This is a genomic window from Brevibacillus borstelensis (genome assembly GCF_003710865.1).
Lineage (GTDB): Bacteria > Bacillota > Bacilli > Brevibacillales > Brevibacillaceae > Brevibacillus > Brevibacillus borstelensis.
Genome location: NZ_RHHO01000053.1, coordinates 1 through 19,770 on the forward strand (window position 1 = coordinate 1; position 19,770 = coordinate 19,770).

A 19,770-nucleotide genomic window follows, 5' to 3' on the forward strand; every position below is an offset into this window, starting at 1 on the left:
CGGTCTGAGGACACGACAGCGTGTTGGTCCGGACGCTGTGCAACCTGCTTAGCAAACAAGGTGTGCAGCTGGTTATCTGTAACAACACCTTCCGTTGCGTTGGCCAGTTTCTGCATCTCCACATCTTCTGCCGGGATCAGATCCAACGTCTGCTCTAGCCATGCCTTTTCATCCAGGGCTAGTCTATGAAGCAGTTTTTGATATGCATTGAACATTCCGTGAATATAGCCTTCCGGGAAAACGTATTCGAGAACGTCCCAACGGAAATGCAATGAGCCTTTCTCCTCGGAAACTTGGTGGTCAATCAACAGCTGCGGACTCTGAGTAATCGCTTCCACCAGATCGGCAGGGATCGGGTTATCGCCATATGCGTCCCGGGTATGCAGTGGGAGTACAGACGTGAATACGACCGGCATAAGGTTCCCGAGCGGGCTGCCATGCATGCGTGCGAGCTCCCGCATGATGTGAATTCCGCTGACATAGTTGTGATCTAGATCATCCATGAACTGCTTCTGAATTGACTTGGCCAACTCTTCGAAGTTACGCTTATCGCTGTCAACTCCCAGCAGGGTAAGCGAGGTAAAGTCCCCGACCAGATCTTTTGCTTGCGGGTGAAATGGCAGACAGTTATAAGTAGTAACATTTATCGTGAACTGTGGTTTCTTCGCCCAACGTCTTAGGACAGCCGAATAAGCTGCCAAAAGAACTCCGGAGGGGGTAACGCCAATACGGGCTGCTTGGGCTTTCAACTTCTTCCAAAGTCCTTCTTCAAGGGAGCCCTTGTAACGGACGAATTCCGGTTTGTCAATCGACTCCAATCCGCTAATCAACGGCATTTCTGGAGCGGGCGGCAGTGTCTTCAATCGCTCTGTCCAGTAACGCAGGGATTCTTTGTACTGCTCCGACTGGCGGAAGGACAGTTCACCGAGTACATAGTCACGGAATGAAACTTCCAACGGCGGAAGGTTTGCTTCCGGATTCGAATAAAATACACCTAATTCTCGGCTCAAAATACCTAAGGAGTCGGCATCGGTAATCAACAAATCGATCGACACGTGTAATACATACCTTGTTTCGTCTATCCGATTTGCTCGGATCTCAAACAGCGGCCATTGGTCGGTATGGAACACCTGGTGAGAGAGGGCCCTCCGGTCTTCCTCAATCTGATTCTGTATTTCCTCCTTATCCAGTCCGCGTAAATCTTTCACCTTGATTACGTAAGGCGGAACTGATTTGAGAATTTGCTGCTGCCCGTCCGGATGGACGATTGCCCGAAGCATATCATGACGATCGATGAGCCGTTGCACAGCCTTGTTCAGACGTTCTACATCAAGACCGTCCGATTCAAAGCGCATGTAGATATGGGCCGCAGAGTTCCCGAGCTCAAATACCTTATCACGGCCGACCAAGTATGCCTGCTGAATGTCGGTGAGAGGGAACTTCTCATATCGGTTCTCAAGGTCAGGTGATATAACCGGCATCGGATTATAAACCGCACCTTGACTGCGCAGCTCTTCAACCAGCACCGCAAGTTCTCTAACGGTTGGCGCTTCGAACAAAGCTCTTAACGGCAAATTAATCTGAAGCGAATCGCGAAGCAATGTGATCACTTGGGTCGCCAAGAGCGAATGGCCGCCTAGTTCGAAGAAGTTGTCGTTGATACCAACCCGCTCGCGCCCTAAAACGGAAGACCACGTCCCTGCAATTAGTTCTTCCACTTCGTTTCGCGGTGCCACAAATTCACTGACCAGATCCGGACGGTCTTGTGACGGTTTCGGAAGTGCACGGCGGTCGATCTTACCGTTCGCAGTCATCGGCAGTTCCTTTAATAGAACAAAAGCGGACGGGACCATGTAATCCGGGAGACGGTTTGCCAAATGTTGACGAAGGTCGCTAACCGTCAGCTCACCTGTCGAAACCACATACGCGACCAGACGCTTGTCGCCGGGCACATCTTCCCTCATAACCACTACCGATTCTCTGACTGACCCGTGCTGGCTGAGTGCTGATTGAATCTCACCCAACTCAATGCGGTATCCCCGGATCTTTACTTGATCGTCAATTCTACCGACATACTCCAGATCACCGTTCGGCAAGTAACGGGCTAAGTCGCCCGATTTATATAAGTGCTCGCTGGCATCGTGGTGGAAAGGATTCCGTACGAAACGCTTTCGTGTCAGTTCTTCCTGATTAAGATAGCCACGAGCTAATCCGGCACCGCTAACGTATATCTCACCTGGAACCCCAACCGGTACCGGATTCAGTTGGGCGTCGAGCAAGTACACCTTAAGGTCCGGAATTGGTAGGCCAATCACACTGCCGGGCGCATCCAAGTCAGCTCTGGTGAGCGGACGAAAGGTAACGTGTACAGTGGTCTCGGTGATCCCATACATATTGATGAGGTGGGGCTGCTGATCGCCGTGACGGTCAAACCATGGCGCAAGACTCGGGATATCTAGAGCTTCCCCACCGAAGATCACGTAACGAAGTGACAGGTCAGAAGACGGTTCACGTCCCTCTTCGACATTCATCAGTTGGCGGAATGCCGAAGGTGTCTGGTTGAGTACCGTGACCTTCTCCTCGACCAGCAGTTCGTAGAACGCTTCAGGAGAGCGAGCGACAAAAAGTGGAACCACCACCGCTTTGCCTCCGTAGAGTAAAGCCCCCCAGATTTCCCAAACAGAGAAGTCGAACGCGTAGGAATGGAACACCGTCCATACATCGTTCTCATTAAAATTGAACCAGTGATTTGTTGAAGAGAAGAGACGAAGAACGTTTCGATGAGTGGTCAAAACCCCTTTCGGTTGCCCGGTTGAACCGGAGGTATAGATGATGTACGCCAAATTGTCCGCATTCGCCACCGGTATCGGATTGATATCTGGCATTTTGGCGATTTCATCCGCCTGAACATCCAAGCATACCGTTTGAGCCAAATGTTCCGGCAAATTGTCGAGCATGTTACTTTTCGTTACTAAAACAGTGGGAGCACAGTCTTGTAGAATATACGCCAGACGCTCTTTTGGATTGGACGTATCAAGCGGAACGTACGCACCGCCAGCCTTCTGGATACCCAGGATACTTACGATCATGTCAAGGGATCGGTCGACACAAAGACCCACCAGGGATTCGGGCCCGACTCCGAGACCACGCAAATAGTGGGCTAGTTGGTTCGCTCGACGGTTGAGTTCCGTATAGGTAAGCGTGTTACCCTCATAGGAGACGGCCGTATTATTCGGATGTTTAGCCACCTGTTCTTCGAACATTCGGACTAGTGTCTGATTATCTTCAATTACCTCAGCCTTTGTCTCGTGATTGTTCCACTCCATCCACATCTTCCGTCGCTCGGCTTCAGTCAGCAGATCCGCTTCCTCATAGCGAGCATCCGGGTCGGTTGCCATCGCAGTAAGAACGTTGAGGTAGTACTGGCCTATCAAATTGATCTGATCCCGCTCCAACACATTGGTATCACACTTGAGCTTCAGGTGTACTCGGTTGGTGAATGGATCGAGGAAAAAATTCGAAGCTAATGGGAAACTAGTTTCTTCGTATAAGTAATTGCTCAGGACTTCTACACCCGGCAGCTCTTGCAGACCGTGGTAGACATGGTAGTGCGTGAAGTAGAACAACGTTTCAGAGAGAAGCCGGCCACCGTGGTTCCGTTTGATTTCAGCTATTGGGTAACGTCTGTAAGGGAGCATTTCACGCTCGGTTTCAAACGCCTGAAGAGCCAGTTCTTTCCATGTGCCTCCCTCCAGATTCATGCGAAAAGGTAGCGAATTAATGAATAGGCCAAGTACCCGTTCACCATCTGGACTCTCTGGACGGCCCGCTGAAACTACACAGGTCAGAAGGTCCGTCTGGTTGCTGAGCAAGTTGAGTACTCGCATGTGTGCTGCCAGCAAGACGTTCTTAAGCGGCACCGCCAATGTAACGGCTAGCTTCTTAATCCCTTCCGATATCTCGTGTGGTATTGGAACTTCCAAAACGTAAATTACCCGTTTACATGGATCCAACAGATTCCCCTCATTGACTTTCTTCCAGCGAGGTAGCTTCATCAGGCTCATGTTCTGAAGCTTCTCGTCCCAATACTGACGACACTCTTCCATTGCGAGCCGTTCCAACTCCACGAAGTCGCGGAATAAGGTTCCGAGCACATCCGCCTGCGGCTTTTCGCCCGCCACAAGCTTCAGATAGTACCGGAACATCTCCATCAGCATCGTGGCTTCGCTCCAACCATCGAGAATTGCGTGGTGGAAGCTGACGGTAAACTGGAAGGAGTCTTCTGAACGACGGTGAACATGGAAGCGCAGCAAGGGGAGCTGGCGCCAATCGAAACCGCGTCCTTTTTCCTCCTCTAGCCAATTCGCCACATAGGTCTCCTGCTCTTCGAAGGAAAGATGGGTGATGTCATCCACCATCAGATCGGTAACTCCCTTTTCATGTACGAGCTGCAGGGGCCTGGAGAAGGTAGTGAGATCATAGGAAGTACGGAGTGTTGCATGTCGGTTTACTACGAAGTCTATCGCTTCCCGCAGAAGTTCCGGATGAAACGGTGCCTTTATGTGCAACGATGTAATGTCGTGATAAATAGGCGTGTCCGGACTAAACTCCGAGTGAAAAATCATCCCCTCTTGCAGTAAGGTGAGCGGATACGCATCGATGATGCCATTCGGTATCTTGCGGCGGTCGATCTCAGTCAACATTCCGAATGGTTCCCGGTTCTTAGGTTTTGACGTTTCATATTCGATCGTTCGCAAATGGTGCATCAAGGAACGAATCGTCGGAAACCTGAACATGTCTTCCACCGAGAATTTGATTCCGCGCTCTTGGGCTCGTGCCACCACTTGGATGGAGCGGATGGAGTCGCCACCGAGCGCAAAGTAGTTATCATCGATGCCGACTTGATCTACACCTAGGACTTGTGCCCAAATGCCTGAGAGAATTTCCTCCTCTTCGGATCGGGACGCGATGAACACTTCGCCCGTATCCAATCGAATCTGATCAGGTTTCGGCAAGGCTTTTTTGTCCACCTTACCATTTGAAGTTAGAGGCAGTTTTTCCAGGCTGACGAAAGCTGACGGCAACATGTAGCTTGGGAGCTGGCTACCGAGGAAGTCTCGAAGTTCCTTGACGCTCAATTTAGTCTTCCCTTTGGTGACGACGTAAGCAACCAGACGCTTTTCTCCCGGCACGTCTTCACATGCAACTACCACGCTCTCCCTCACCAGCGGATGCTTGTCAAGAAGCTTTGTGATCTCGATTGGCTCAATACGGTAGCCGCGAATCTTGACTTGATCGTCCAGGCGACCGATGTATTCGATAGTTCCGTCTGGGAGATATCTGGCCAAGTCACCAGTTTTATACAGCCTATCTCCAGCAAAGAAGGGGTTTTCGAGGAAGCGTTCCGCAGTCAACGCCGGTTGGTTAAGATAACCCCGTGCAACACCTGCACCGCCGATAAAAATCTCACCCGGTGAACCGACGGGAACCGGCTTCTTGTTCTCATCGAGGATGTAAATGCGAGCGCCTGCGATGGGACGACCGATCGGGACTGTACCTTCCAAAACCGCAGTCGATGGGATCTCATAAACAATGCAGCCAACTACCGCTTCGGTGGGGCCGTACTCGTTGTACAACACCGTTTCTGGAGCATGCTTCCGCCAGAACTCCACATCCGAAGCTAATAATGCTTCCCCTCCAATGATCATTTTGCGGAACATACCTCTTACTTCAGTTGGGTCGAGCTTCTGGCTGAGTACTTTCAAGTGTGCCGGAGTAAGCTTAATGAAGCTGAACTTTCGATGTTCGCGCAGTACTGTCACCAAACCGTCCAGTGAGTTGTCCTGCGGGACAAGTACGACTTTGTTGCCCGCGAGCAGAGGTACGAACAGCGAGGTGACCGTCAAATCGAATGCGATCGAGGAGTGCAACGGGGCCCCTTCACCCTTTTCTGCTTCATAAGCCTGAATAGCCCATTCAAGGTAGTTGGTCAAACCTCCATGGTGGATCAATGTACCTTTTGGTCGACCGGTTGATCCAGAGGTATAGATAATGTACGCGAGATCCTCGCTCGTCACTATCACATCAGGATTTTGATCGTTCTCCTTGATTAATGCTTCCACCTCATCCAAAAAGAGCATCTCCGGCGCATGATCAGAAAGTTGGTCTGCTAAGTGTTTTTGGGTAAGCAAAACCGTCGCCAGGGAATCTTCGAGCATGTACTGGATACGCTCTTTAGGATAGGAAGGATCAACCGGAACATACGCTCCTCCCGCCTTCAATACCCCGAGAATCCCAACCACCAGATCCAAAGAAGGTTCAACGCAAATAGCCACTCTAACGTCTGCTCCGACGCCCATCTTTATCAGTCGATGTGCCAGTTCATTTGCACGTATGTTCAAATCCATAAAGGTCAGCTGTTGGTCTTGGTACAAGACCGCTACCCGCTCCGGCGTTTTAAGAACTTGCTCTTCAAACTTTTTATGTACAGGCTGGCCAGTAAGGGGAGCTTCAGTCATGCTCCATTCCACCAGGATCTGATGTTTCTTGAATTCATCCAAAAGGTCGAACTCTACTGCAGGATCATCCAGCCTCATCACGGCCTGGCGAAGAAACTCATTAAAGTAAGAAGCAAGATCACGAATGTCGTCTATCCGGTACAAACTACTGTCGAAGCGGAGTTCTAGATTTAGCTCTCCCCTCCTCTGCAGGCAACTCAAACGAAGATCGAAACGGTCAATCGAGCTGTTTAGGGCGAGTATCGTGAACTCCAGATCCCCTTCGTTTTTGATCTGCACTTCAGTGTTCAAATAGTCAAATCCGAACTGAAGTCGCTCGCAGCGCTCTGATTCTTCAACTGATTGGCTCCACTCTTCAATCCAGAAGGTTCCTTGCCATTCTCGGGCATGTTCCACGCGTTGGCTGAGACGATGAAGGATCGAGCGAAACGTTTCTGTCCCCACAACACCTCCTCGAATCGGGAGATACTTCCCATAGAGTCCCAAAGCCCCTTCCAGTTCCTTAAACGCCCGGCCGTCCACACCGAAACCGATTACCAATTCTGACTGATTAGTAAGTCTGGAAAGGACCGATTGCCACCCTGCGAATAGCACCACCTCTGGTGTAACAGAAGCTTCTTCAGCCAATTCTTCCACCTTGGATACGAGTTCGGAGGAAAGTGTCCAGGAGAATGTTTCCTCACCCGCCGAAATCTCCGTGTCCGTTCGTCCTTTTGCGAAAGGAAGCGAGGCTTGCGGCAGTGGAAGGAGCCCTAGCCGATTCCAATGTTGTTTTTCCTCATCCTCCATTTCAGAGAGAATTTCATTCTGCCATTCAGCATACTGGCCGTATTGAACAATTTCCGATTCTTCTTCGCGGCCGGTCAAGCAAGCCGAATAGAGAGAGCCCAAGGTTTCAGCTAAGGTTTTTAGGGTCCACGTATCGGTATAGTACGATACTGTGGTTAGCACTAGAACCGCTTCCCGCTCTTCCAATAGGGCCAAAGTTGCTCGGAGAAGCGTATCTCCTTCCTTAAAGGAGATTGACTTTTCGATATCCAACAAGTCCTCAATTTCTTTACGTTGTTGTTCTTTCCTCAAGGCTCGAAGGTCAAGAACATTCCAGTAATAGAGATTATCATTCCTTACCACTTGGACAGGTACCAACAGTTCCTCATAGGTCTTCAAATCGGTACGAAAGATTTCATGATCATTCACAAGCCTTACAAGGGCACTTTGTAAAGCCTCCTTGCTCAATTCGCCTACCAAACGGACGACAAGGTAGTTTGTACCTACAAAACCCATATTTTGTAGGTTCCACACACGTTTTTGCTGTGGGGACAAACGATAACCTTCTATTACTTCGTACTGCAATTACAATACCTCCTCAATAAAATTCAATATTTCATAGCACAAATTCCGCAGGAGCGAAATAAAGTGCTAACTTGATTAGTAGGAGAACTGGAAAAGTATTCGTTTAGAATTTTATTTTAAAAATTCGAACTATTCTTTCTGTTTAAACCAATTATTATAATTTTTTCATAAATTACATAAAATAGGTTTCCTAGGCACAATAAAAAAATCGTATGGACATACCTTCTCATTTTCTATGGTCAGTTACAAAGGATTGTTACCTAATCATGTATTTACTTTAGGCTGGTTTGTTCATCGGGGGGAAATTAGTACAAAGAGGCATTCATCATCGGAACGATCATTGTGCTGAAAAAATATTTTCAATGGATGCGGTCGTGATTTCTGTTCAATGCGGAGACAAAGGGGCAAATTGTTTCCAAAATTGACATTGGGTCAACACCGCTATGCTGCCACGCTAAAGCTTTGGTCTCTGGGATTTTGCAGTGAAACGGGACCAAGACTTCAACAGGTATAAAATATAAGTACATTGTAACCATTTGCAACAGATATTTATAGTTAAAATTTCTGTAGGTGGCTAGTGGTGTTTTCGACCAGAAGCTGCTTTCTATGTACACATCAGAACTAAATATTGTGGGAAATTCAAAACGACAAGAAGTAATGAGGGCAGATCTTGCTATAACTTTGAATTTCCCATCATCACCATAATTATGCAACTTTTTATAAAAATGTGTCAATAGCAAATCGTAAATCTAAGTCTATTATTAACAATCCTGAGAACGGCTGAATCCACTAACATTGAAGTTGGGGAGTTTGTGCATCTAAAAAAACAGAGGTTTGGATGAGTGGAAGCGAAGGAGAGGTAACACAGAGGGAATGGCAATCGAATTGCGGACGATATGTAGAAGATCACATGTCAATGAAAGCGTTATATGTACAGTTAAGCTTCCTGCCGAACAGTTCGCGTTCAGGTTTAGAAGACACTGGTCGCGCTGGCAATGGGTTTCGTCATGGCAACGCTTGACGTGACCCGTGACCGGGGGAATGTGGCGGTTGCCAACATGCAGGCCAACCTCGGGATCATTCTTGCCGGCTTGATGTGGGTCGTGGACAGCTGAATACTCACCTTTGCCTCTCTACTGCTCGCGAGAGGATCCCTGGCCAATCGCTACGGGGCCAAGATGGTGTACGTGGTGGGAATGACGCTGTTTGTGGCGGCGTCCCTGTGTGCGCCTCGGCGCTCTAGTGTCGATTTTCGGAGTCTCCATCTCCCCAAAAACAAATCAATTATCGTCAAACTGGTCAGTCAACCCTCGCACCGTCAGACTCGATTTCTTCGCGATTGTCGAAAATCAAGCTGTTGATCGTTTGCTTAGGAACTATTACTCGGCTATGAGTTCCGTTCGGCCAGACAGTCACTTCACATTCGTGTTGAATTCTTCACTACCGCAATCTCTGAACCATTCTCATCCCACCACCCCGCGATCCAACGCCCGGTACCGGATCGCTTCCGCCACATGGGCGGCCTCGATCTGCTCCGCTCCCGCCAGGTCGGCGATGGTGCGGGCTACCTTGACGATCCGGTTGTAGGCGCGGGCGCTCAGGCCGAGCGTCTCAAAGGCGAGCTGCAGCAGCTTTCGTCCTTCTCTGTCCAGGCTGGCATACCGGCGCAGTTCTTCCCCGCTCATCGCGCTGTTGAAGGGAGCACCGGGGCGATGCCGGTAACGCTCGCATTGAATCGCCCTCGCCGCTTCCACCCTGCGGCGGATCTCTTCGGACGTCTCCGCTCGCGGCGGCTCCTGCAGCAGACTTACCGGCACTCGGGGGACTTCCAGATGCAGGTCGATCCGGTCAAGCAGCGGGCCGGACAATTTCGAGCGATACTTTTGGATCTGCTGCGGTGTGCAGGTGCATTCGCGCTGATCGCGGGAACCGTAAAACCCGCAGGGGCACGCGTGAAGATAACAACCTAGAAATTTCGATTCACAAGGAAACGTCGATGTCTCCTACATTGCCGGAAGATGATACCCCTGGAGGGCGCATCAGACGTGCACGAGTAGAGAAAAACATGCTGCTTGTCGATCTTGCTGCCGCAACCGGCCTTAGTGTCCGATCTCTTCGTCTGGCCGAACAAAACAAGTCAACAGTTAGCCCACCTAACCTTAGAAAGTTGTCGGAAGCATTGGGAGTGTCAGTCGCATACCTCGGTTGTTTTGAAAACTTTCCGGAACATACACTTGGCCAGCGTCTCAAAAAAGCACGACTGTATCATGGGTACAACAAAAGGGAGTTCGCAAAGAAAATCGGGGTTAGCGCTCGAATGATTTGGTTGTGGGAAAAAGATGAATACCAACCGTCCGAACAATATATAGAACGTATCGATACATTCTTAGCTATTTTAAATTAACATCAAAGCCTCCTCAGACGAGAAGGGCTTGATTCATTACTCCACGCGATTCAATCCTGGTCTAAATCCTGCATCCTCGATGCATGATTCGCAACTCGTTTCCTATAAAGACATGAAGAAAATCACGTCGGTCCTGCAGCCGCCCTCTATAAAGCGGCTATGGAAGAAGCCGCCTTGGTAGAATTGAATCAATTCGAGCAGACGTGGGGACAAAAGTACCCCCTTATTGTCCGTTCCTGGCGTACGAACTGGGCGGAAATCTCCACCTTCTTCAAGTACTCACCCGAAATTCGCAAACTGATCTACACAACCAATGTCATTGAGAGCTACCATCGCCAACTGAGAAAAGTCACCAAAGGAAAAGCCATTTTCCCTACAGACGAAGCCCTGCTCAAAATGCTCTACCTGGCAACCATGGATGTGTTACGAAAGTGGACGGGGAGAGTTCAGAACTGGGGCCAAATTCTGTTACAACTGTCCGTTCAGTTTCCGGAGCGAGTTCAACCATATCTCCGCTGAGCCTAACGGCTATTGGAGTTTACACAAAATGATTGACAGACCCTAGATAAAAGAAAAGTCGATGGCATTTTCGATTTTTCGAACGAGATGATCTTGTGGAACCAATTCATCTAACGAGACTACGGATATCTGATAACGACCTTCGGCCTGTTGCTTGTTCAGCATGCTTCCACCTCTACAAAGTGTTGAATGTCATGTTTATTCGACAAAAAAGCGTGTAGACCTTGTACCTTTGGTACTTTGTCTACACGCTGAGGGTTGCAAAATAGTTGCAACCCTCTTTTTTATAACCAAAAAGCGCGGTCTCTCTGCTCGAGAAACCACGCCGTTATTGGCTTTTTTATGGTGATCCGGACTGAGTTCGAACCAGCGCCCCCCATCCTGTCAAAGGGAAACAACGCTTTGGCTGCAACCTGTTATAGTCTGATGAAAGCTTATTTTATTAGGCTTTTGAGCGATACCCTTCGGTTTTGTTAGGAACCGTTATGATGATTGGGGACGAATTTCGTCCCCAATTCGTCCCCAAGTGTCCGTCGGATTTCTTACAGATATTGAAAGCAAAGACCCGTCTCCGATTAATGCAGAGACGGGTCTACAGCTTCTTATTTGTTGAGCCACTCCATATACGAAATCATCTGTCCGGGATCAAGCCTTGATTCTTTGGTGTAAATTTTATCTGGGGGCCCTATCTGAGATGTCAAAAATACGAGTAAGTTGTCGAACTGTTGGTAATCACCGTTTCCAACCGAGATTTTCATATTTTTCGGTTGTAAGTAACAACGTACGTGGTCCCAGTACTCTCATCTACAAATTGTGCTATCGCTTCTGGTTTTTTAAAAACAACAAAAATAGCTCCAATGATCCTACTTCTTACATCCATTGAATCTAATGAGGTAAGTACATTTGACACGTTGCTCTCCCCTTTATGGAATTACGTCAATGATTGCATCCATCTGAATCCACCGGCTCTCCTCATCGTTCACTAGTTTAACCCGCCGGCTGTTTTGATCCATCCACTTGATCACGCCCCACATGCTGCGCAGTTCTTCTGTCTATTTTGCTCGCCATGGATGATGGACTCCCCTTTCCCAGGCTTCCAGCAGCACAATTTTGTCTGGCTGCATGCGGTCCCATTCGATGTATTCTTCCCAGGCCAATACTTCGAGTACTTCCATGATTCCGCCGCAGTCCCTGCCGGTCTTGATGCACAGTTCATCCACTGTTGGCATGCGTCGGCGCCCGGCGGAGTAGTTGCCGATGATCCGCAACACCTTTCGCTCGATGTCAGACAGCATGTCGCTCCACCACCGGTTGGACAGCGAGGATATTGTCAATGATAAACACGCGCGGCGCGCTCCGGGTCAGGCAGTATGCTTTCAATCGATCGCCCACGATCTCAAGCGGCCGCAAAGTACGCTGCGTTGTCTTGCCGTTACTGCTAAGGTAAATGATCTGGATGCGCTGCTGCTGGGTTATAGCTCGCTGCAGTTCTTTTACCACGTTGTCCGCCTCCAAACAAGAACATCTGTTTGTATTATATACAAACGTATGTTCCTATTTCAAGAAAATATCGCCCATGCACACTATCTTCCAAAATTTACAAAACATATATTTACTTTATTGAAAATATTTGTTAATCTTTTTTTTGAAATACGGCCGTATTACCCCAAATTTCTGTCGAAAGGAAGGTAACTATGAATTCAAAACTAACCATTATAGGTAACATACTCCTAACCCTGTGCCTACTTTTCACCTTTACTTTCTCTAATGCTGTTCCTGCTTCTGCCAAGAAAAGTAAGCAAGACATTTCCATTGAAGTTTACTCAGATAATGATATACTCTTTGAGTTAGTTGCCGAGAATACAGACAGGGACGCCACATACTCTGTAACAATCCTACAAAAAGGAAACCAATATCTCTGGAAATCAAAAATTGATGTTGATGGAAAAACTGTTTCTAAGACAGAGATTAAAATTAAGAAAATTAAAAGAGACTTCGAACCGAAAGAGTTAGAGAAGCATCTATCAAATGTACTTCTTGGCAAAGAGGATAGCAACGAACTTGAAGAATATATAAACAAAGTTTTTATACAAGAAGAAAAAACCGAACTGAATAACCAAGGTAAAGTAACTACCCAAGCAGTACCATTACTTATCCCCCTTGCAGCGGGTGCTATTAGCAGTTCTGCATTAGCCACACTTGAAGCTGCTTTATTTGCAACAGTAGCAACTGCTACTGCAGCCGTTGCGACAGCGATATTAGAAGAGAGATATCGTTATTCAGATGTATTTTGCAACTTAAAAATGCAGAGTTTGGCGGCCAATTTATGCAGAACACTGCCAACATCAATCCCAAAGAATTTAGGAAGACTTCATGCTGGATAGAGCATGGCGCAGTCGGTAGCTTTCTCCGGTAAACGCCAGAATATGGGCGTGGTGGACGAGGCGATCCACAAGGGCTGCCGTCAATCGCGTATCTCCAAACACCGTATTCCACTGCCCAAACTCCAAATTCGACGTCACAATCACACTGTTTCTCTCATAGCAGGCCGAGATGACATGAAACAACAGCTCAGCCCCCGTTTGGTGAAAGGGAACAAACCCAACCTCGTCCAAAATCAACAACTCACAGTCTGCCAGTTCTTTTTGAAACCGCATCAGTGCCCCATTCGCGTGTTTTTCCTGCAAGAGCGCAACCAGATCGGGAACACGGAAGAATCGAACGGCATATCCTCTTCGGCACGCCTCTACGCCAAGCGCTGTTGCCAGATGGGTCTTCCCCGTGCCCACTTTTCCCAGCATCAGCACATTTTCCTTACGCTCCAAAAAACGCAGGTCGATCAATCCCTCCTTTGTACATGTTTCCGGAAAGGTGACTGCCTCAAAATCGTAATCCTCCAGTGTCTTCAGTTGGGGAAACGCGGCTTTCTTCAATAATCGCTTCAGTTTGGTTTCTTCTCGCCGCTGAATCTCCATCCGCAAGACACCCAGCAGGAAGCTCTCACGATCTTCAAACAGCACCTGTTCATAGGTTTCCATCACATGCGCCAAATGCAAAGTTTTACACACCTTTGCCAGCTCTTCTCTCATTCCACCCTCACCCCCAGGATCCGGTCGTACTCATCCAGCATTGGTATCTGCCCGTGAAGGGCAGGGGGTGTATGCGACTCTGGAAACGGTTCCGGGCGGAAAACAGGGTGTTTTATCGCGTAAAGGGCATGCTCCAAGGCTCAGCGTATTTGTTCAGGTGGCACGTCTCCAGCCGGAAAATCTCCAGCGGTGTCGTCGGCAGCGTCAGCAGCTTGCATTTTTCTTGCTCCCACAACTCGGCAATGGTTTGCTTTTTCACATAGTGAGGGCGCTGCATATCCGCACGGGCAGCTTCCGCCAAATACGTCTCCAGTTGTTCCGGCGTATCGATAACCGGTGGCGGAACACACCAGTTTCGGCGTCCATACCCCACTTTGTTTTCCACATGGCCTTTCTCATGGCCGCTGTATGGATTGCAAAACAGGGGCTCAAAGCGGTAATGGGCGCAGAAACGCCGAAATGCTTCCGTACACTCTCGTTTACCATCATGCTGGATGGACATAACAGCAGCGGACAAGTTGTCAAACCAAATCTTGCGAGGGACTCCTCCCATTTGCTGAAACAGCCGCCCTAAGGCTTCCAGAAAGCATTCCGTGTTTTCTTTCGGAACCGGGAACACAAAGGCGGCATTGCTGTACGGAAACGATAGAGTCAATACTTTCCGCTCCACCAGTTCTCCCGACTTGACAACGTACACCGTCCCGAAGTCAGCCTGAGCTTCTCCACCTGGATGCTCCAAACGTTCAAAATGTTCGGCTCGTTCAGATGCCATGGCTTTCTTCCGTTTGGAGACATATTCGGATACCGTTCGCTGCCCGCCAGGGAATCCGTGCTCATCCCGTAACCGCTGAAACATGCGGACGGCTGTATGGCGTTGCTTGCGTGGAAGACGCTCATCTTCCTCCAGCCATGTGTCAATGATCTCGATATACGGTCCCAACACCGGATGGCGGCCTTTTCGCTTGCATACCGGTTCATTCCAATCGTCGCGATCCGCATATTTCTTGGCGGTCCGCCAATTCACCTGGACACGTTCTGCAATTTCCTGAATCGAACACCCTTCGACTTCCCGCAAAAATCGGATATACTGTTGTTGTGGCACTTTCAACATTCCTCTCACTCCCTCAGATTCTAGCCAAATCCAAGGGTAGATTTTGTAGGGGGATGTTGGCAAGTGCCTTTTTCATGGCCTCAGAATTGCGGTGGAACTCTGCAGTTTTCCGCCGCAATTCTCTGCACTTTTATCCTGCCATAAACATCAGATGAAACCGCAGAGGTACGAACAAGGGATACTTATGTAGATAATTGGAGTGACTTTACTGAAATTCCTAACGATAGAGCAACCTCGGCTACGAGACATATTGAATTAGCAGGTGTTAACGAAATTGTAAATCGAATAAATCGAGATAGAAATAATGATGGGGACCTAGAGATCTTTGTTAGCACTACAGATATCAGAGGATCTGTTCTTTTGGTGTACGACATTAATTCTACTCTTAGAACAACCGTAAATAGGCATCTTGGTAATTATGTAGATGGGTCAAAAATTGCAAATTCATCATACCGCAATGAAAGTTTAAATCTAAGTGGCTATACTGTATTCCTAATTTTTAGTCACAAAGATCAACGGTTATTCCATGCCCACTTTGTTCCCCAGGCTGATAGAACAAAGGAGCTAAAACATCAGCGTTATCTCGGTAACTTTGACTTCAAATTTTTGATAAAGTTCGTTACAACCCCAGTTATAACGAGCATTTACAAAAAACCACAAGAGATCAATTAGACTATGAAAAAAAATCTAAGCAAGCAAAGAAAGATAGAAATTTGCTGAAGGATAGGAATGGAAGGAGATCTGTTGTACCATATAAATAACGACTTCTTAAGGATAATCAGGGAGGAAAAAATGGCAGATGACAATGATATCGTAAAATGTGATCATTGTAATAAACATTTCTACTTATGGGAACTAGATAAATTAACCCCAAAACAGTGCTCCATTATCCGTGAAGAAGATCCTTTTTTTAGTATGCGAATATTGTACTGGCAAAATTCAAGCAATAGGAGAAGGTGTAGAGGAAGTAGAATATTGGAATGAATGGGTGACAAAGAAACGCTTAGCCAATGAGTAAACATAATGGGGCTGTCGAGAAAGTCGACAGCCTGAGCTTCTGGAAACCAGAAGCTTTTTTCTTTAGTTTTAGGTCAGAGACAAAAAACTGATGTTGCTGCCCTATTTAGGGCTTGCTGAACGAATAAAAAATTGAGAAACGACAAAGGTTTTGCTCCGTTTTCATCGAACTCATGTGCAAGGAAATCAACGATTTCCCTTTAAATTCCTTGCACATGGAGCGGATATGGATGTACATTGGAAAACCCGGAGTATGCCGATGTGCGCCACATCTTCGTTGGATAATTGTATACCGCCGCACTTTGCAAAAAATTCGGTCGTTTCGTCCGGCGCAAACCGGAGATCGCGCGCATCCAACCAGATCAGCCTATTTTCTGCTCGTAGTCTGGAAAGAGGAAGCGCTGGAGAATTTCGGCTTGCAAGATAGAGATGGACATGTAGTGGCAAACGTTCCAGCAGATAAGTGACGCCCTTCAAGATTGACGCTTCTTCGATATGATGAAAGTCATCCCAAACGAGCACCTTCGTTTGCGGAATGCGATGCAGCCCGTTGACGAGCGCAGCAATCAGCGACACACCCGATGGATCTTCCGCGGCATGACGAAGCACGTCCTGTTGGTCAAAAGACGGATACGCTTGTTTTAACGCTGCAAGGGTATGTGCCCAGAAGCGCGTGCGATCATTATCCCCTTGATCAAGCGAGACCCAGGCGACGGGATTTTCCAGCGTCATCACCCATTCGCCGAGCAATGTCGTTTTGCCATACCCGGCTGGAGCTGTGATCAAAGTAAGCGTGCAATCCAACCCTTATGCAAACGCCGGGTGAGACGGGAACGCGCAACAAGCGAGCTTCGCGATCGAGGAATATGAAGTTTCGTGGCTATGATCATGGTTTGCCCCCTTCCCTTTGACTATAATCATCAGGAATGAACAACTTCCTTACCATTTTACAAAATCTTTTATTTTGGCGGGGCTATCCTTGGTTATACAACGTGGAAAAGTTATGTTGTTGACTATTCGAGCGATTTTTGTATAGTTACATATGTTCTTGATAACGATAAAAGGGATCCAAATCTTTGGTAGAATGGTGTTTGACTGAAACACATCACCCAAAGGGAGGAGCACCTTTCAGGTGAAGTCTGCCACTTCAGTCATCCTTCATATCTCCTGTTAAAGTTCTATCACAAGGATTGGCGGATCATAGTGGTAACAAACTGGGAAGAACCCGCAAAACTATTCATTCTACGTTTATATCATCGTCGTTGAAATGGATTTTAACATTTCAATCATTCTTTCAATAAAAATCGTAATGATAAAAGGACGATGATTCACGATACAAATCCATAATCCGTATCCAATAACAGATACAGCCCCAAAAACTGCTGCATCCCGATAAAGTCTCTTTCGAAGCAATCCCAACATCGGCAAACCTATCAAAGGCGCCAGCAGGATGTGAAGCATCAACATGTTCAATTCATCCTCCTTTTCGCTTCTCGAACGTGCGTTTGACCCATGTTGTCACTAGCAACAAAAAGGGGATCAGTAGAACAAAGAAACTGTCATATATGAATGTATATTTTTCATCCCATTCCTCGTTTTGGATCGGGTTTTCATAGATGGACAAGGCGGTCGCCGACAACAAAATCGTCAAACCCAGAAAATGAGGCCACCGGGTTTTTGGACGAAATACTTGACGCAGCGTTTCGGAAGCTCCGTAAACGAGTACCAACAGCTTGATAAAAATCAGAATCAGTAAAATAACGGAGATAATGGAATGGATGTTGACGATCACCTCTCCGATGGAAATTTCCTGCACGGTCGTATACACTGGAAAGGTAAGTTGTGACGCCCTCTCCACTCCTAATAAACCGATAATCATAAACAAGGTCATGCTAAGAGAAAGGGAAGCGGTCATCAACCCAAGCAAAAAGGGGCGTGTTGCCCCCTGTTTGACCAGCGGAAACAATATCGTGAGCGCAATAGTTTCCATATAGGGAAAGCCCAAAAAGGAATGGTATTGCAAAATGGCACCCAGGTCGGAATGGAAAGCTGGCTGAAGTCTTCCCCAATCCCAGTTCACCATTGCCAGCAACAGAACAAACCAGAACGGGAAGAACAAAAACGGAGTGATGATTTGATTTAATCGTCCGATGGCTTCCGTCCCCTGAGCGACCGTGTAAAAGGCGACAAGCAAAAACATGACGTGAAAAACGGTTTTCGGCGTCTCCGGCATGATGGTTCCATTTAAAAAATCGCTTAAATTTCGAAGAACCCATCCAGCCAAAATACAGAAATAAAGAAAATACAGGACGGAAACAAGCGTTCCCAGAGAACGTCCCCAAGCTTCCAGCGGGATTTGCACCAGACTTTTGCCCGGGTAATATCGGAAAAGAAAAATCCAGAACAGACCGACGAGTATGCCAAAACTTCCTGCCCACAAGGGCATGAGCCAGGCATCCTGTCCCGCCTGTACGACCAGCCGCCCGATCAGCACGAAAAGGGTGGTTCCGAGGATATAATTGATTGTCAGCAGATAAAACTGGAATCGGGAAATCATTGGCTTCATCCTGTTCCTCCATAAGGTTGACTCATGCTTCCCGTTCGGAGCAGCCGGGTATTTGCACGAATCTCAATTTGCGCATTTTTCGCCGCTTGGTCGATATCCGGATGATTTGGCGTTTGTTTGCGCAACAAGTCGTTGATGCTTAACAGATCCCAGCCACGCTCCCTTATCATTTGATAGAAAGCAAGCGACTCGTCTGCTATGATCTGATTCAGTCTGTTTTCAAGTCTCTCCACCTCGTTCCGAGACTTCGGGACGAACTCGATTGTATAGGCAGTGGAAAGTTCGAGGTCCAAGCGGATCCGAACGACAGGTTGATCGGATTTCCAGAAGACCTCACGTTTTATGCGAACCAGTCTCAATTCCACGGATACCTGTTTTCCTTCCACCTGAAACTGTCGCACGTGGCGACCTCGATCGCCATTTAGCAAATGGTACCAGACCAGCTGCGTATCATTCAGTTTGCCCGCCATGCGATAATCACGGAAAACCGCCCCGCCTCGGATGATAAAGTTGTTTTGATTGGCGTCGATATCCGCCGACCTTTCCCCGCTGTTGGAAGAAGGTGCCTCTGTCATTCCGGTGATCAACGGTAATACGATCGTATCTGACTTTTCCATCCGTTCAATCACATCACTGACCTTGATCTGTTTTCCCACTAGGAGCGAATTCCGGATCAGCAGGTCGACCCTGGAATCGATTGTGTCAGACGGCACCCGCTCCAGGGGAGTTAATGTTCTCATGACCTGAGATAACGGTCCGTCGACGATCAGCATCGGGACCGACGAGCGGCCGTTGGGTTGCATTTCGATAAAGTTGACAATATCGCGCATGTCTTGTTTGGCGGCCCGCTGGGAAACGAGCAGCACCTTGCAGTGGGCCATAAATAACTTGCGCGGCAACATTTTGTAAATCGTAGATTTGATTTCTCCAAAAGACGATCCACTGATTTCGTAAGTGTATACAGGGGCTTGTTCGCCTCCCGACGTACCTTTGGCGGAAGTGCCGCTGAGCGGGTTGATGATCTGGTAATACACGGTTATTTTGTCGCTCTCCGGGTCGCTGTCCACCCCCACCATACTGACCAGCGCCAGTTCGTTCATCTCCGTCCTGTCCCAGCAAGCCGTAAGCAGGGCGGTAAACATCATCAGGATGAACAGACCCGCTGCATACCGGTTGGTCATGTTTGTTCCTCC

The 19,770-nt window shown here is 47.9% G+C and carries 12 protein-coding genes and 3 pseudogenes; 4 read left to right on the top strand and 11 right to left on the bottom strand.

Annotated features, from left to right (window positions below):
- On the bottom strand, positions 1-7,871 hold a 7,871-nt coding region (locus EDM54_RS22590; protein ID WP_122958823.1), incomplete at its 3' end, for a non-ribosomal peptide synthetase.
- Positions 7,872-8,866: 995 nt separating this feature from the next.
- On the opposite strand from EDM54_RS22590, the pseudogene EDM54_RS27430 reads away from it, so the two are divergent.
- Positions 8,867-9,100: pseudogene (locus EDM54_RS27430) on the top strand (MFS transporter); the annotation flags it as partial.
- Between the two features lie 234 nt (positions 9,101-9,334).
- Here the strand turns inward: EDM54_RS27430 and EDM54_RS22595 are convergent.
- The gene (locus tag EDM54_RS22595) at positions 9,335-9,688 is read right to left on the bottom strand and encodes a magnesium chelatase subunit ChlI family protein (RefSeq protein ID WP_255320361.1); all 354 of its coding nucleotides are present in this window, start codon (positions 9,686-9,688) and stop codon (positions 9,335-9,337) included.
- Positions 9,689-9,742: 54 nt separating this feature from the next.
- Positions 9,743-9,808 (bottom strand): annotated as a pseudogene (locus EDM54_RS27285) (hypothetical protein); the annotation flags it as partial.
- Positions 9,809-9,867: 59 nt separating this feature from the next.
- Between EDM54_RS27285 and EDM54_RS22600 the strand changes: the two are divergent.
- Together EDM54_RS22600 and EDM54_RS22605 are read left to right on the top strand one after the other, a co-directional pair.
- Positions 9,868-10,275 carry a helix-turn-helix domain-containing protein gene (locus tag EDM54_RS22600; protein WP_122958824.1) on the top strand — a complete coding sequence of 136 codons (408 nt, stop codon included), beginning with the start codon at positions 9,868-9,870 and terminating at the stop codon, positions 10,273-10,275.
- A gap of 97 nt (positions 10,276-10,372) precedes the next feature.
- Positions 10,373-10,794, top strand: a pseudogene (locus EDM54_RS22605) (transposase); the annotation flags it as partial.
- A 1,052-nt stretch (positions 10,795-11,846) separates the two neighbouring features.
- On the opposite strand, the gene EDM54_RS22615 reads toward EDM54_RS22605, so the two are convergent.
- Both EDM54_RS22615 and EDM54_RS22620 read right to left on the bottom strand, forming a co-directional pair.
- On the bottom strand, positions 11,847-12,089 hold the full coding sequence (locus EDM54_RS22615) for a LexA family transcriptional regulator (protein ID WP_122958825.1): 243 nt from the start codon (positions 12,087-12,089) through the stop codon (positions 11,847-11,849).
- Positions 12,079-12,294 carry a WYL domain-containing protein gene (locus EDM54_RS22620; protein WP_122958826.1) on the bottom strand — a complete coding sequence of 72 codons (216 nt, stop codon included), beginning with the start codon at positions 12,292-12,294 and terminating at the stop codon, positions 12,079-12,081. Before EDM54_RS22620 ends, EDM54_RS22615 begins: the two co-directional genes overlap by 11 nt.
- 194 nt (positions 12,295-12,488) lie before the next feature.
- On the opposite strand from EDM54_RS22620, the gene EDM54_RS22625 reads away from it, so the two are divergent.
- Positions 12,489-13,178 (top strand): hypothetical protein, encoded by a 690-nt coding sequence (locus tag EDM54_RS22625; protein WP_122958827.1) that lies wholly within the window; start codon positions 12,489-12,491, stop codon positions 13,176-13,178.
- On the opposite strand, the gene istB is transcribed toward EDM54_RS22625, so the two are convergent.
- From istB to EDM54_RS22655, 6 genes are all read right to left on the bottom strand, one after another.
- Complete coding sequence (istB, locus tag EDM54_RS22630; RefSeq protein ID WP_122958828.1) at positions 13,155-13,883, bottom strand: IS21-like element helper ATPase IstB; 729 nt, start codon at positions 13,881-13,883, stop codon at positions 13,155-13,157. The genes EDM54_RS22625 and istB overlap by 24 nt on opposite strands.
- A gap of 112 nt (positions 13,884-13,995) precedes the next feature.
- Complete coding sequence (gene istA, locus EDM54_RS22635; RefSeq protein ID WP_243014969.1) at positions 13,996-14,994, bottom strand: IS21 family transposase; 999 nt, start codon at positions 14,992-14,994, stop codon at positions 13,996-13,998.
- Positions 14,995-16,197: 1,203 nt separating this feature from the next.
- On the bottom strand, positions 16,198-16,815 hold the full coding sequence (locus EDM54_RS22640) for an AAA family ATPase (protein ID WP_307723570.1): 618 nt from the start codon (positions 16,813-16,815) through the stop codon (positions 16,198-16,200).
- Between the two features lie 444 nt (positions 16,816-17,259).
- Positions 17,260-17,478, bottom strand: a complete 219-nt coding sequence (locus EDM54_RS22645) for a hypothetical protein (RefSeq protein ID WP_007130946.1) — start codon at positions 17,476-17,478, stop codon at positions 17,260-17,262.
- 7 nt (positions 17,479-17,485) lie between these two features.
- Positions 17,486-18,577, bottom strand: a complete 1,092-nt coding sequence (locus EDM54_RS22650) for a GerAB/ArcD/ProY family transporter (protein ID WP_122958829.1) — start codon at positions 18,575-18,577, stop codon at positions 17,486-17,488.
- The gene (locus EDM54_RS22655; RefSeq protein ID WP_122958830.1) at positions 18,574-19,758 is read right to left on the bottom strand and encodes a Ger(x)C family spore germination protein; all 1,185 of its coding nucleotides are present in this window, start codon (positions 19,756-19,758) and stop codon (positions 18,574-18,576) included. The genes EDM54_RS22650 and EDM54_RS22655 overlap by 4 nt, the downstream gene beginning before the upstream one ends.
- Positions 19,759-19,770: the final 12 nt, after the last annotated feature.

Excerpts from the sequence above, each read along its gene's own strand:
- EDM54_RS22650 (WP_122958829.1), bottom strand. The coding sequence starts at position 18,577 with ATGAAGCCAATGATTTCCCGATTCCAGTTTTATCTGCTGACAATCAAT.
- istB (WP_122958828.1), bottom strand. The coding sequence starts at position 13,883 with ATGAGAGAAGAGCTGGCAAAGGTGTGTAAAACTTTGCATTTGGCGCAT.
- EDM54_RS22625 (WP_122958827.1), top strand. The coding sequence starts at position 12,489 with ATGAATTCAAAACTAACCATTATAGGTAACATACTCCTAACCCTGTGC.
- EDM54_RS22645 (WP_007130946.1), bottom strand. The coding sequence starts at position 17,478 with ATGTTGATGCTTCACATCCTGCTGGCGCCTTTGATAGGTTTGCCGATG.
- istA (WP_243014969.1), bottom strand. The coding sequence starts at position 14,994 with ATGTTGAAAGTGCCACAACAACAGTATATCCGATTTTTGCGGGAAGTC.
- EDM54_RS22615 (WP_122958825.1), bottom strand. The coding sequence starts at position 12,089 with ATGCTGTCTGACATCGAGCGAAAGGTGTTGCGGATCATCGGCAACTAC.
- EDM54_RS22600 (WP_122958824.1), top strand. The coding sequence starts at position 9,868 with ATGTCTCCTACATTGCCGGAAGATGATACCCCTGGAGGGCGCATCAGA.
- EDM54_RS22655 (WP_122958830.1), bottom strand. The coding sequence starts at position 19,758 with ATGACCAACCGGTATGCAGCGGGTCTGTTCATCCTGATGATGTTTACC.